Genomic DNA, 13984 nt, shown 5'->3' on the forward strand with positions numbered 1-13984 from the left:
CTGTATCGCTATGTCTGTTATTGTCCTGAACCTGAAAAAGGTTCTTTGCGCCTTTTTTGTGTTCCTATATTGTTTGCTAATAACACATCATCTACCGCAGCGAAATTTGAAATTCGTATTTGTTCAGTAGACATTACATAAGCAACGCATTAGTGAAGAAATCCCTGCAGAGTATGTGTGACTCTGCAGGGTATACGCTTTATATATACGAATTTTTATTTTAATAAAGCCTTAAGTTTCCCGACAGCTACCGCGTACCGTGCATCGTTTCTTATCGGTTCAAGGTCTTGTACGTCTTCTATAGCCGATAAATCCTGCGCGACACATCTCTGCATAACATCTTTTGACCCAGTAAATCCCGGACATGTCAATCGATCTACCGTAAACGAAGTGTGTTTGAACTTGCTCTGTGTATAATACTTCACATAATGGTTCACTGTTTCTTCGAGATAATAAAGCGATTTATTATTGTCGTCTCCTGAATATTGATTCGTAAGCACATTGCAAATAGCGGCTACCCAACGCTCGTCATCTCCATAATCGCTGTCGGGATAAAGCAGCTTGAATAAACCCAAAGCAAACTCGCATATTTTCGCGGTATAACTTTTCGGTAAGCAGTCGCACGGATTGCCGATACCCGCAACGCCGTACAAATCCTGTATAAAGATACTGTAGATCGTCCTGATAAATTCAACTATACAATTCTGTCGGTATTTCAAGCGTTCTTCACCGAATAAGCAACGTCCATATAATATTTCCTTGCTATATATATAGGAAGGCATCATATCTGCGTATTTCTTGGCGTTTTCTATGTCTTTTTTCATTACACAGGCGTTGCATAAGGTATATATGGCTCCGGAGCGGATCTGAGCGTCCGTACTCTCCGCAAGCAGACGTTCGCCGATTTGCACGATTTCCTCGAAATTGTCGCTCGGCATCCAAGACGGATAATTGAGCGCGTCCATCAAATAACATAAAACGGTATGATTGTTCGGAAACTCCTTCTGTGCCTCACGCCACAATGTAATTTTTTTCTTGCCTGTTCGCTTTTGTCCTTTTCTTTTACCCAAATGTCTTCGTTTTTTGCAATATATTCGTTAACACGCTCGTTTTTCTTCATTTCGTTCATGCCGAACAAGTCGTCAAGTGTTACGTCGTAATATGATGCGATTCTAGGTATAAGCTCAATATCGGGATAACATTCACCACGCTCCCATTTACTGACCGCCGCGCTGCTAACGTTTAAAAATTCCGCCAAATCATCTTGTGTGTCATTTTTCTTCCTGCGCAATTGTTTCAAGTTTTCACATATAGTTATATTCACAACAATACCTCCAACTTTTCAGATATGTAATTTTTATTACGATTGCAACCGTTGTATATATTATATTTTTTGTTATTTAATTTGTCAACGGCGGCATTGTTGAGTATAGTTCTGAAAATGAACCACAGGTTGAATTCAAATATTATTATAGATTGTTAAAAAAAGGTGAGTTGATAATATAAAGAAATTCCGATTACATCAGTTGACACGTCATATAAAATGTATTATTATAATAACAATGGGAATATTATCCGTTGGACGAAATTAGATGGCGCTGATGTGGTAAATTCTCACATCAGGAGCTAATTTGATTCCGATATTCCATTATGTAATCTCAATGAGCTTGATCGTAATATTAATTTCAACGGGGGATCACAGCTTCTTAGAAAAAACTTTAAATTTCAATTGTGTATCCGAATCGTGATGCTGTTTAATTTATTAAGTACAGGCTGAGGTGCTTATGAAAACGATCCGAAAGACTTTGATGGCTATTCTAATAATGGCTATTCTAGCTGCCACTATTTTATTTCTTACTGCCTGCAATAGAAATCCTGAGAAGATTACTGCAGATCAGGCAACCGAACGTGTACAAGCTTACTTCAAAAGCTCGCATAATTTAAACGTAACAGTGAAAAGCGTATCATATGAGCAAGTCGGTGAGCATGAATATCTCAACATTGTTACAGTCTCCTATGGAGAAGCAGAATATAAGCTCATTCTGAATAAAAACAATGAACCAATATCTGACAATGTATCTGCATTAGAAACGATAAAAAGTATAGATATTTCTTCAATTGACAACAAAATTAGGCAACTTGGATTTAAACGAGATGGGTACTATGATCTGAGAACAGACGTTTCATACCAAAATTTTAGATACAGCGTTTGTTTCTCTGTTATTTCTGAAGACTGTCCAAGTAAGGATTCAAAAGATGTGATATATTCATTACTCGGACAATTAAAAAATGAAGGTATCGAAGAATTTTTTATTAATATTAGCTCTCCGAACTTTTTAATTCCGAAAATTGAGTGTGGGTATGGAGAACATGGCATATGGCTTACTGGCATTGGGATCGATACTGATGTTGACTCAGCAAGTTTCGAAAAACAATACTATAAATTCGTTGACCAAATATATTGGGATGAACAAAAATATGACGAAATAATACTTCAATTAACTCAATTGGGATATGAAAACGCATGCTTCTTTATTTATAGATGGTATAGTGGAAACACTTTAGAAATTGTACTTTACTGTGAATCCGATAATAGTCTTTCCGATGAGCCTGCTATTACCCTGCTTGAGGAAATGGATGATAGCTATTTCAAAGTAGGAGATAGCGAAATCAAATACACCTTGAGACATATCTACAAGTAATACTGAGGAAAGGTAAAAAACATAATCATAAAGATCCGACCCTTTATTCTGCTTTGCCAGGCTCTGCAGATGACTGCATGGCAATTGATTGCTGCCCGGTACAGGTAATTTCTTTTTCTGACAAAGAAAAATAATAGTTGGACAAAAATATGAATGAGATGTAAAAGAACAACCACGAGACTCTATGCATGAAGACCGAGATGCCGTTGAAAATATATGGCTCCTCGGCCTTCGACTGATAAAACAGATGGCAAAAATCCGAAGGTGTCACTGGACAAGTGAAAACATTTTATCAGATGGCTTGGGTACAGCAGATGAACAATACTCGTAATAGAGCGACGAAAATTGTAAATACGGAACTAATTTTGTTTGAAATACTGTACACCGGATAGTCCCACAAGATATTATATCCTGCGGGACTTATTAATTATATTTCAATATATAAGTATTATCAACTAAAATATGCTGCTCCTGCGTTCTTGCATTTTTAAATACTTACTTCATACCAAAAGCTTTTAAAATCTCTATCGGCAGCGGGAACAAAATTGTGGAATTTTGCTCAACTGCAATTTCGGTCAGAGTCTGAAGATATCTGAGCTGAAGTGCAGTCGGCTCAATTGCGATGACTTTAGCTGCTTCCAGCAGTTTTTGGGATGCTTGAAACTCACCTTCCGCGGCTGTAACCTTTGCACGTCTTTCCCTTTCGGCTTCTGCCTGTTTTGCCATGGCACGTTTCATTGTATCAGGTATCTGAATGCTTTTGATTTCAACAGCAATAATCTTGATTCCCCATTCGTCGGTAAGTTCATCAAGTAATTTTCTTAGAAGTTCAACTAAATTTTCATTTTTACTGAGAATTTCGTCAAGCTCGTGCTGCCCTAAAACTGAGCGAAAAGAAGTTTGCCCTAAAAGCGTAGTGCTTCTTTCAAAATCTACAACCTTTGTCAAAGCAAAGACAGGATTCTGTACATTATAATAAACTACAGCGTCAACCAAAATCGAAATGTTATCCTTTGTTATTACCTCCTGTTGAGGTACATCAATGGTGCGTGTCCTAAGGTCAACTTTGTGTATGACATCTATTCCGAAAGGAAATCTCATACGAATGCCCGGTTCTTTTACTCCAACAACCTTTCCAAAGCGGAAAACCACTCCCCTCTCAACCTGATTAATAATAATAATTGATGAAAGAAGAAGCCACAAAGCAATAAATGCAGTAATAACTAAAGCGACAATAGCAAAAGTATCCATAATATATTCTCCTTTTAGATTTATTCTTACTATTATAATATCAATATTAATGATAAATTACAATACAAATATAAAAAACTTTTATATTTGCGATTATCCACTTATTAAAAGCCACAATTAAAAGAATATTAAACGGTATTATGTGATGGAGAGAAGAACGTGTAGCAGTTAATTCAAACTCCCAATCCTCTACCACCCTTTTTTAATGCTTATGGCTTCCTATTATATAATGTCTACTGAATAATGCCGTTTTCGAACGGCACAGGTTTTGGCAGTAGAAAACCCGCCAAAACCCTCCAAAATCATTGATTTTGGAGTTCAGCATTCATTGATTGCCTTGCTCCTGATCAATCATTGTTTTCATCTTTTCCTTACTGCCGTATGTGTTTCATGATTGTTCAGCAGACATTATATAAATAATCTCCACTCGACAAATTCCAATTTGCTGCTCTGTCGCAAAAATAAATAATTTTCGTTGCGATTTCTGTACATAGTAAATAATCACCGCAACTCTGGTATCAATATTGCGGTGATTATATGTCGAATGCTGATAATTATGATACAGTGTGCATTTTCGATGATAAATTGTTAGCGAGGGTATAAATTGTTAACGAGGGTTTATGGTCAACAATTCGCGCGATGAGGAGATGCATTGTTCAGGGGCAAATGAAGAGTATGCTTATTTGGTAGGGTAGTATCTGTAATATTTGAAGTCGTATTTTTTATCTTTAATGTGAACTAATAAATTTTTAACGCTAATAAATTGAAAGCCACAACGTTCCAAAACTTTTTGAGATTTAATATTATCTATACCGGCAGTTGCGATAAGATATGGTATTTTATAATGTTCAAATACCCAGTCGATTACTGCCTTTGTAGCTTCAGTCGCAAATCCTTTGCCTCTACTTTCTGGAAGCAGTGCATAGAATATTTCAGGTTCGTGCAAATCGTCATGTCTGCCTGCACCAACAGTGCCAAGTAAAACCCCTGTTGTTTTGTCAAACATGCCAAAACAAATTATGCTATTTTGAATGTCCATTTCTGCATATTGTGAGATAAACCAGTTTAAAAATTCTTTTGGTCCCATAAAAGAAAGCATAGCATCATTTAGGGTTCTTTCATATTCTGGCAAATCAGTTTCAACTAATTTTCTAATAATTAATCGCTCTGTTTCAATCATTACTTGTTACCCCGCAATCCCCGCGCAATATATAAATAATTTTCATTGATATAATTCACAAAAGCAAAGAACATCAGCTCTTGTATCAAAGCTGATGCTCTTATATATGGCGGAGAGAGAGGGATTCGAACCCTCGGTACATTGCTGTACACCTGATTTCGAGTCAGGGCCGTTATAACCACTTCGATATCTCTCCGTATATGTCAACTCCGGATTTTCGGAGAAAACAACTATTTAATTTTATTAGAAATTTGCTTAGAAAAGAGATATTTGCTGATTTGTCGGTTTTGCTATTTGCTCAGTTTATCTCGCGTTTGCTCGCAAATGCTCGTTTTTACGCGACTGTTGATTCCGGAACGGTCGGTAGATTTCGAGTCAGGGCCGTTATGACCACTATAAACTCAACCATATTAAATAAAATCTGTTCTGCATTATGAAAAGCAAAACAACTCCGAAACGAGTGAATTATAACATACTAAACAATGTTTGTCAATGTTTTTTGAATGTAATTTCACAGCATAAAAATTGCAAGTTTAATTGTCGCAGTTTTTTATCAGTTAAGATTATTAACTCGGCACTAAATAATTCCTCTTAAAGAGAGAAAAGGTTCTGGTATATGGGCTTTTCTCATGTAAAAACAAGAATTATCTAATGTTATTTTAATAAGTGAGGAATATGTTTAAGCTGACACCATCAACTTTATTTATACTAGCTTGCCGGATTACTGTGTATATATTAATATTAAATATTGCAATATCAAAGAATTTATTGTAAAATTGTATTCAGCTTATTCTTAAACATAAGAAATTGAGGTGTATCATAAATTGAATATTATTGAGGTTAAAGGATTAAAAAAAAGCTACGGCTCCGTTAATGCGGTGCGGGAGTTAACCTTTGGAGTTGAACAGGGCAGCCTTTTCGCTTTTCTCGGGCCGAACGGAGCCGGGAAATCCACAACCATCGATATCCTATGTACATTGTTGAAGCCCGACGAGGGCGAAGTTAATATTAATGGATACAGGTTGGGGATTGATGACGGGAAAATACGCTCATCGATCGGAGTAGTATTTCAAGAAAGTTTACTGGATAAGCTGTTATCTGTAAAAGAGAATTTGTTCACGCGGGGCGGTTTTTACGGTTTATCATCAAGTCAGCTCCGTGAAAGAGTGAATAAAGCTGCTGCCGCTTCAGATGTGACAGAATTTATTGACCACAGGTATGGAAAGCTGTCAGGGGGACAGCGGCGAAGAGCGGACATTGCGCGTGCTCTTATAAACAGCCCAAAGATTCTTTTTTTAGACGAGCCAACAACCGGATTAGATCCGCAAACAAGAAAAAGCGTTTGGAATACCATCCGTCAGCTTCAAAAGAAGGAAGGTGTAACTGTATTTTTGACTACTCATTATATGGAAGAAGCAGAAGTGGCGGATTATGTTGTTATAATAAATGAAGGGGTGATTTCGGCGCATGGAACTCCCGTTACACTCAAGCGCAGCTATGGCAAAAATATATTGCGTCTTTATACATCTGAAAGGGAAGCGCTCTCCCGTCTTCTTGAAGGAAACAAGGAGCTTCTGTTTACGGAAGATTGCGCTGTACTTACTTTAGACGACGGCTCATTTTCCGCATTGCCTATTATCGACAAATGCAGGAATTATATAAGCGGCTTTGAGGTAATATATCCTAGCATGGATGATGTTTTTATATCAGTAACAGGCAAGGAGATAAAAGAATGATACAGATAACAATCAGAAATTTAAAGCTGTTCTTCCGTGATAAAACCGCTGTTTTTTTCTCTTTGCTTGGTGTAATTATTATAATCGGTTTATATGCGTTGTTTCTGGGAGATATAGTAACCAGCGGGATGAATGATTTACCCGATGTCCGCTTTTTAATGGACAGCTGGATTATGTCCGGCGTGCTTGCGGTAACATCAATTACAACGACGATGGGCGCGTTTGGCATTATGATCGAAGACCGGTACAACAAGCTCATAAAGGATTTTACTTCATCCCCTGTATCGAGAGCATCTCTTGCGGGAGGATACATACTTAGCGCGTATGTTATCGGCGTAATATTAAGTATAATTACATTGGTACTTTTTCAAATATATATCGGTCGTTTTTTATCTTTGGCAGTACTTATTAAGGTGTTAGGCCTTATATTGCTGTCTGTTCTTGCGAGCAGCTCCATGGTGTTTTTCTTGACTTGCTTTATTAAAAGCCAGAATGCCTTCGGCACAGCAAGTACGATTTTAGGAACGCTTATAGGCTTCATGACGGGAATTTATATCCCAATTGGTCAGCTGCCCGAAGCTGTTCAGACTGTAATACGATTTTTTCCTGTTTCACATGCCGCTGTGCTTTTCCGTAAGATCATTCTTGAAGAACCAATTTATAATTCTTTCAAAAACGCACCTGTTGAATACAAGAACAATTTCATAGATATAATGGGAATTAACTTTAAATACGGTGATTACAGTTTTCCCGCTGTCGGAAGTATTATCGTGCTTGCCGCAACCGCCATATTGTTTTATACTCTCTCAATATGGATTCTATCCAGAAAGAGTAAACGATAAAATATATCAGGCAGGAACGTCATATTGTTCCTGCCTGATTAAATTGCGGTGTGCCCGGCATGGGCACAATCTAAAGGTTGAAAGTCCCGAACACGCCTGGTAGCGGGAAGGGTATAGCTGAACACCAATGACAACTATTGCCTTGCTGTAAAGGCGTAGACCCTGAAATGCCAGTATTGAACAGTACGCACATTGCGTGAGAGGTCAGGGTGACCTCCTCCCCAATTATTTGTATTTGTTCAATATATCGTTTATAGAAAAGCTAAAAGTGGTGATTCCGATATCGCGGGAGGTTTGTTTTGCTTCAAGAAGATAAGATATCTTCTCCGTCCCGTCAGAGTATTTTAAAGTTACGATATACAGACTTTTGTTTTCGGAAATTTGGGGCTTTTTGTTGCTGAAAGACAGTAAATTCAAACAATCTTCAATTTCGGAGATTATCTTTTCATCGGTATAATTCCGAATTAAAGTATTATCTTCTGTTATTGAAATTGAAACTGTATGAATATTTTCGATTGAGTGCGATAAGTGAAAAATATCAACAAGAGGCGAAACCAGAATTGCACAAATGATTAGAAAGAACGCAGCCGCAGATGTGAAAGAGATAATTCGGCTTTTATGATATATTTTTCTTTCAAGCAGAATTTTCTCCTTTTTTTCGTAGAGCGTACGTAAATATTCATTTCTCGTCTTCATTTGCTGTATCCCTCCTTTTCAAGCAGAATCCTGAGAGTTGTTCTGGCTCGCATAACAAGGTTTTCGACTTGTTTGCGTGATTTATTCATTACGGCTCCGGCTTGCGCATATGACATTTCCTCGAAATATATCAAATGCAAAACAGTGGAATAATCGTCGCGCAGTTTATCGATAGAATTATGAAGCGCCTTTTTGTCTTCGCTTGCCAATATTTCATTTTCGAATGATATGTAAGAATCAGATTTTAATGAAAGATCAATATTGTCCGAACAAAACATTCGATCTTGCTTTTTTATATGATTCAGCGCTTTATTTCGCCCGACAGTGAAAAGATATGTTTTTAAAGACACTCGGAAGTCAAATTTTGTGGGATTTAGCAATAGCTCCATAAAAGAATCCTGTGAAATATCTTCGGAAGTGTCGAGATTATGAGTGTAACGGTTTATAAAGAATATTAAATTATCGCGATACAGCTCGACGATTTCATCAAAAGCCGATTTATCTCCGGACAAATATTTGCGATATAAATATTCTCCGTTCACTTTATGCAACCTCCGAAACTATGTTATTTTATATTCAAAAATGCTGTTTTGAGAGCGGTGCATGTTTCTTCTTTAGTCATACAAAGCATTATGACATTTCCGTTCACCGCGACCGTTTTGTATTCTGCGGATACACATACCCATTTGTCGAGTTTTGCGTTTTCTTCAATAAGCTTTGCGATATCGTTTGTTTTGCTTTCATCAACGCGGACAAGGCAGAAGGAATAGCCATATCCTATTTCCGGCTCTGAGCTGACTGCTTCGATATAATTAAAGTCCTTACCGAAGAAATACTCGCAACTGTCTTTATTGATCTCGTTTGTAACATAGTATTTATAATCGTCTGCCGGAAGGCTAGATTCAGAATACACTTTGTCAATTATATCCGATAATTTCATCGTATTTATGACTTTATTACTTTCTTTGGTTAAAGTTGTGTCGATTTCATCGGTCAAGTCAGTGCTTTTTTCATTTTCGGTTGTATCAACGGGCTTGGTTAAATCGCACGCGGCGAAAAGTATTGCAAAGCAAGCAGAAATAAGAATGAGGCATATTATTTTTTTCATGGAAAAATTCCTTTCATTTGTATTACCTATTATACAATTAAAAAAGTGAAAACACTCACTTCAAAATAAAAAATATTTAATATCATACCCGCAATAAAATATACCTTACCGCACTTATAAGAAGATGTACTCGCAGAGTTTACTTTTATATATTTCACTCACAGAGCAGGCGCTTACAGAGTCGTTCTTTCAGAGCTGTTCACAGAGTTGTATCTCTCAGAATTTCTTTCTCAAAGCTACATTTACAAGAGCTGCATTCGTAAATGTTGCATTCGCAAATGTTGCATTCGCAAATTTTATACTTGGCACATTGCTTTCGCAGAGCAACTCCCAGAGTCGTCTCCGTAAGGCATTATTATTCGGCAGAAATGATATTTTAGTTGGTATAAAATATAACTCGAAATCAATTATTTGTTTGATAAGTTCAGATTGATATATCTGAATTTAAAATTTATTGACACTTTGTATAAAATATGATATAATTTCCACCGAATTATAAATAAATATATAATAATCAGGAAGAAAATATCAGGAAGAAAATATAATGAAGATATTATTTCAAGGCGACAGTATTACCGACGCGGGAAGAGACAGAAACGATATTCACGACATGGGCGGCGGATATCCTAAATTTACAAAAGATATTTTACAAAAGCAAATTACGAATGCGGAATTCATCAATCTCGGAATAAGCGGAGACAGAGCCGAATCGCTTATGGCAAGATGGGATTCGGACTGCATTGCATATTCGCCTGACATCCTGACAATTCTGATAGGTATAAACGATACATGGCATCACGCGGACAGCAGAAACTGGATGCTGGACAGCTATTTCGAAAGCTGTTATCGTGATATACTTACAAAGACAAGGAAGAACACAAACGCAAAAATAATAATTATGGAGCAGTTTCTGCTTTCGGTACCCGATAAGAATTTTTTCCGAGAGGATCTTGATCCGAAAATACAAATAACCCGTACCCTCGCAAGAGAATTTGCTGATATTTTCATTCCTCTCGACGGGATATTCGCCGCTTCCTCGGTAAAGTATCCTCCTACGCATTGGGCGGACGACGGTGTGCATCCGACTGAATACGGCGCGAAGATAATCGCAGATTATCTTTCTAAGGCAATTATAGAGGCCGCAGCTTCAATATAAAACAGTAATAAGCTGAAGCCGTATTCTCCAAGCCTAAAGCATGAAAATGAATATGCTAAAAAGAAATATTTTGTTATCGCTTTATAATAATCAATACGATAGACGACTTATTCGGATAAATCTATGGAAATATTAACCGCAGCCGTATTATAAATATATAACTATAAGGGCTTTGATAATGAAAAAATATACATATCTGATTATATGCGTTGTTTTTCTCATTACTGTTGTTTCATGTGAATTATCAGAAAAAGCGCTCTGCTTTGACAGCAGAGACGGCGTTTTGCGTATGGATAAAACAGCGGACGGTTGGAAATACGCTGATAAGGGCAAGCTGAATGATGAAGCGGATATTGAGCTTATTAATGTCGATGAAACTGCTTACATAATGCTTATGGCTGAAAAAAAGACCGATTTGTCGATCGATTTCAATGAATACAGGAATATTATTATTAGCAATGCAGAAAACCGATATGGAATAAAGCTTGATTCATCATCTTCTGTTTTTGTGAATGAAAACGGGCTTGAATCATATAGATATGAATTTGATGTTTCGCAAGATACTATAAATATGCGAATGTATATGTATATTGCTCAAACAAAAAATTACTATGTACAGGTATACGCATGGACATTGCGTAATAATTTTGATAATATGTCAGATGAATTAAACAGAACGGTATTGTCTCTCAGGGAAGTGAGCCGGTAAAGAAAACGATATAAAAATAAAAATCAGAATAGAGGGGCTGGCAATGTATTCTCAGATAAACGAGCTTCTGCGCTCGGTAAAAGAAGCCATATCAGAAAATAAAAATAAATGCGTTATGGTTTTTTTTCTGGCTTTCCTTTTGCCCCCGCTTCTTTCGTTGATATTTGTTCTGGCTAATATAATGTTTGTTGACATATCCGGTATCAATATTATGCAATATCTGATTTATCCGGTGGAAAAGCTTTTTGGGATGCTTGACGCTGTCGGAAAAGATCATGAAATATTATTTACGAATTTCATACTTACTTTTTTTGCGTGGATAACTGTATTTCCCATGATGATCAGGAATGCGGCGCCTGTTATAACAATGATTCTCAAGCGTCGGCTTCGCAGCTATTCTCTTAAGCGCATTATGAAGGTCGCATTGCTTTCATCTTTCCTTTATCTGATAAACAAGCTGCTGCGTTATTATATTACGATTAAATCAGGAAGCGCTCTTTGGTCATATGCGTTAAACGCGTTTATCACTTTTATTATTTTATATTTTATAGTATATTTTGTCGTTACATATATTATTTCGCCTCATCACCGTTTATCTACTCTTACCCTGATGACATTTAAAAATATATTCATGACTTTCGGACAGATCTGGAAATATGTAATCAGATGCACTCCCTTGATTTTACTTTCTGCTGCGATATACATAGGTACTCATTTATTATATGATTTCTTTCCTCAGATATCAGGAAGCAGCGTTGAAATTTCATATGTGTACACCGAAACGCTGATGCTGATTATTTCGATATTGACATTTTATATTCCTTACACTTCAATACTGCTGTTATTCGGTCTTTATAAAATTACAGACAATGAGATGAAGGGAAATTCATAAGTGTTAAATTAAACCGAATCAAAAATTCACCCGCCGAAATAGTATTTCGGCGGGTTATTCTGTGTTTATCCGCTGTATGGGATTGGAATAAGGTATTTACAGTTACAGCAGATATTATGTGGATTTCAGGAAAATACAAAAACCCTATGAAAAATAATCAAAACCTGAAATGTTTCCTTCTGATATGTAATAATTATTATGTGGGGCAGGCTTTTCATCTTCGATTATTTCAACTATTACCAGCTTGATCTTATGTTTTGAAGGAATAATGCTTTTTATAAATACAGAAGCCGTCTGCCCGGGCGAAACGCCGTCACGGTATTCGGCCAGGCCGGCAAGATTCGGTGCCAGCTCAATGAATATGCCGTAGTTTTCTACGCTCCGCACTATGCCGGGAACAGTTTCTCCGGCTTTGAACAACGATACATTTTCATTCCATGTACCGAGTAGCTCCTTGTGCGTCAAAGCAATGCGTCCGCGTTTCCCAAATAAAATTTCATCGCGGCATTTCACAGCGGCGCGGATGTATTCACCGATAAAAAATCTGTCCCTGGGGTGAGATATACGCGATACTGATATACAATCGATGCCCAATAACGAGACTATACCGCATCCGATATCACAGAAGCATCCGAACGGTTCAAAATGAGTAACTCGGGCGTCAACAATATCGCCATCGCATAAATTGTCAAGATAATTATCAAGACACAGCTCCTGAGCTCTTCGACGGGAAAGGAAATATACAGGTTCTCCGTTTTCCGTGCCGATTTCTTTTATAACAAAGCTCACGGGTTTTGCAACGCGGGTAATAATAGCTATATCCTTTGGCGGGAATCCGTCCTGCGTAAAAGCTGATTCCGAGGGTTCCATTATACCTCGCCTTCCGCCTATATCGAAAATAAGTCTGAAAGAATCATCGCACATACGCGCACGCGCTTCTAAAATTGTTTCCTCTGTAACAGCCTGCCTCAGTCTTTCCTGCGAAGCGATTGTCTTAATATTGCTTGGAGATTTTAATAATACGCCTTCAGGGTAAAAACAATTATCCATTTAAATACCGTGCCTTTCCCAAAATTCCTTTTTCATGTTAATATATTTATGAGCATGGAATCAGAAAAATTCGCGGAAAGGAGTGAACAGCGTAAATAAATAATGAACTAATTATATAAAAACGCTTGACAAAACATTTTATATGTGCTATACTTCAAACAGTAAAAGTTAATCATTGGCAAACCTGCTGAAAAGCAGGGACGCAAAGCTTAAGAGCCTAAAGCGAATTATTCGCCACTGGTCGTCAGCTGCCGAACACATTGTGTTTGATATGTCGGCGGTATTGCTTTGCGCAGTGATCGCCGTTTTTTGTATTGTAAAATTAAATAATTGGCAAACCTGTCGAAAGGCAGCGACGCAAAGCTTCAGAGCCTAAAACGGATCAACTAAGTATCCGCAATGGTTGTCAGCTGCGAAATCATTTCCATACATATATTTTATGGAGTTGATTTGTAGGAGAAATCATTTATTCAAATTTACGGTTTCCGGGGGGAATAAGTAAATTATAAACGGTTTGTCCTTATCGATTAATATTGAAAAACCGAAAGCAAAGGATCAGAAAAGAGTTCGTAAGTTTTCAATATGTATCGATTTATTGCTGCCGCTTTGCGTTTGTCAAAGGCGGCATTTTTATTTATATAAGCAAACACAATCTGCCACAA

15 protein-coding genes, 1 tRNA gene and 2 riboswitches are annotated in these 13984 nt (G+C 37.2%); of the genes, 7 read left to right on the forward strand and 9 right to left on the reverse strand.

What is annotated here, in order from left to right; all coding sequences use genetic code 11:
• Window positions 1–215: 215 nt before the first annotated feature.
• Window positions 216–911 (reverse strand): hypothetical protein, encoded by a 696-nt coding sequence (locus tag VB118_11650; protein ID MEA4833253.1) that lies wholly within the window; start codon window positions 909–911, stop codon window positions 216–218.
• Window positions 912–964: 53 nt separating this feature from the next.
• The gene (locus VB118_11655) at window positions 965–1324 is read right to left on the reverse strand and encodes a helix-turn-helix transcriptional regulator (GenBank protein MEA4833254.1); all 360 of its coding nucleotides are present in this window, start codon (window positions 1322–1324) and stop codon (window positions 965–967) included.
• Window positions 1325–1784: 460 nt separating this feature from the next.
• On the opposite strand from VB118_11655, the gene VB118_11660 reads away from it, so the two are divergent.
• On the forward strand, window positions 1785–2702 hold the full coding sequence (locus VB118_11660; GenBank protein ID MEA4833255.1) for a hypothetical protein: 918 nt from the start codon (window positions 1785–1787) through the stop codon (window positions 2700–2702).
• Between the two features lie 296 nt (window positions 2703–2998).
• A complete protein-coding gene (locus VB118_11665; protein ID MEA4833256.1) occupies window positions 2999–3094 on the forward strand; it encodes a hypothetical protein in 96 nt (31 codons plus the stop codon).
• A 103-nt stretch (window positions 3095–3197) separates the two neighbouring features.
• On the opposite strand, the gene VB118_11670 is transcribed toward VB118_11665, so the two are convergent.
• The 3 genes from VB118_11670 to VB118_11680 form a co-directional block, all read right to left on the reverse strand.
• The gene (locus VB118_11670; protein ID MEA4833257.1) at window positions 3198–3953 is read right to left on the reverse strand and encodes a slipin family protein; all 756 of its coding nucleotides are present in this window, start codon (window positions 3951–3953) and stop codon (window positions 3198–3200) included.
• A gap of 679 nt (window positions 3954–4632) precedes the next feature.
• Window positions 4633–5133, reverse strand: a complete 501-nt coding sequence (locus VB118_11675; GenBank protein ID MEA4833258.1) for a GNAT family N-acetyltransferase — start codon at window positions 5131–5133, stop codon at window positions 4633–4635.
• Between the two features lie 107 nt (window positions 5134–5240).
• Window positions 5241–5329 (reverse strand) — tRNA-Ser (locus tag VB118_11680).
• A gap of 628 nt (window positions 5330–5957) precedes the next feature.
• Here VB118_11680 and VB118_11685 point away from each other — a divergent pair.
• Both VB118_11685 and VB118_11690 read left to right on the forward strand, forming a co-directional pair.
• Window positions 5958–6869 carry an ATP-binding cassette domain-containing protein gene (locus tag VB118_11685; GenBank protein MEA4833259.1) on the forward strand — a complete coding sequence of 304 codons (912 nt, stop codon included), beginning with the start codon at window positions 5958–5960 and terminating at the stop codon, window positions 6867–6869.
• The gene (locus tag VB118_11690) at window positions 6866–7711 is read left to right on the forward strand and encodes an ABC transporter permease (protein ID MEA4833260.1); all 846 of its coding nucleotides are present in this window, start codon (window positions 6866–6868) and stop codon (window positions 7709–7711) included. The genes VB118_11685 and VB118_11690 overlap by 4 nt, the downstream gene beginning before the upstream one ends.
• Window positions 7712–7936: 225 nt before the next feature.
• On the opposite strand, the gene VB118_11695 is transcribed toward VB118_11690, so the two are convergent.
• From VB118_11695 to VB118_11705, 3 genes are read right to left on the reverse strand one after another with little or no spacing between them, the layout of a single operon-like run.
• The gene (locus tag VB118_11695; protein MEA4833261.1) at window positions 7937–8407 is read right to left on the reverse strand and encodes a hypothetical protein; all 471 of its coding nucleotides are present in this window, start codon (window positions 8405–8407) and stop codon (window positions 7937–7939) included.
• The gene (locus tag VB118_11700) at window positions 8404–8949 is read right to left on the reverse strand and encodes an RNA polymerase sigma factor (protein MEA4833262.1); all 546 of its coding nucleotides are present in this window, start codon (window positions 8947–8949) and stop codon (window positions 8404–8406) included. Before VB118_11700 ends, VB118_11695 begins: the two co-directional genes overlap by 4 nt.
• Window positions 8950–8972: 23 nt before the next feature.
• Complete coding sequence (locus tag VB118_11705; protein MEA4833263.1) at window positions 8973–9515, reverse strand: hypothetical protein; 543 nt, start codon at window positions 9513–9515, stop codon at window positions 8973–8975.
• Between the two features lie 544 nt (window positions 9516–10059).
• Between VB118_11705 and VB118_11710 the strand changes: the two genes are divergently transcribed.
• The 3 genes from VB118_11710 (at window position 10060) to VB118_11720 (ending at window position 12272) form a co-directional block, all read left to right on the forward strand.
• Window positions 10060–10671 carry an SGNH/GDSL hydrolase family protein gene (locus VB118_11710; protein ID MEA4833264.1) on the forward strand — a complete coding sequence of 204 codons (612 nt, stop codon included), beginning with the start codon at window positions 10060–10062 and terminating at the stop codon, window positions 10669–10671.
• A 178-nt stretch (window positions 10672–10849) separates the two neighbouring features.
• Entirely contained in the window at window positions 10850–11380 is a 531-nt protein-coding gene (locus VB118_11715) for a hypothetical protein (protein MEA4833265.1), read from the forward strand.
• A gap of 43 nt (window positions 11381–11423) precedes the next feature.
• A complete protein-coding gene (locus VB118_11720; GenBank protein ID MEA4833266.1) occupies window positions 11424–12272 on the forward strand; it encodes a hypothetical protein in 849 nt (282 codons plus the stop codon).
• Between the two features lie 144 nt (window positions 12273–12416).
• On the opposite strand, the gene VB118_11725 is transcribed toward VB118_11720, so the two are convergent.
• On the reverse strand, window positions 12417–13322 hold the full coding sequence (locus VB118_11725) for a 30S ribosomal protein S1 (GenBank protein ID MEA4833267.1): 906 nt from the start codon (window positions 13320–13322) through the stop codon (window positions 12417–12419).
• 167 nt (window positions 13323–13489) lie between these two features.
• A riboswitch (cyclic di-GMP riboswitch) is annotated at window positions 13490–13578 on the forward strand.
• A gap of 66 nt (window positions 13579–13644) precedes the next feature.
• A riboswitch (cyclic di-GMP riboswitch) is annotated at window positions 13645–13740 on the forward strand.
• Window positions 13741–13984: the final 244 nt, after the last annotated feature.

The organism is Oscillospiraceae bacterium, from assembly GCA_034925865.1.
In the GTDB taxonomy this organism is placed as follows: domain Bacteria; phylum Bacillota; class Clostridia; order Oscillospirales; family SIG627; genus SIG704.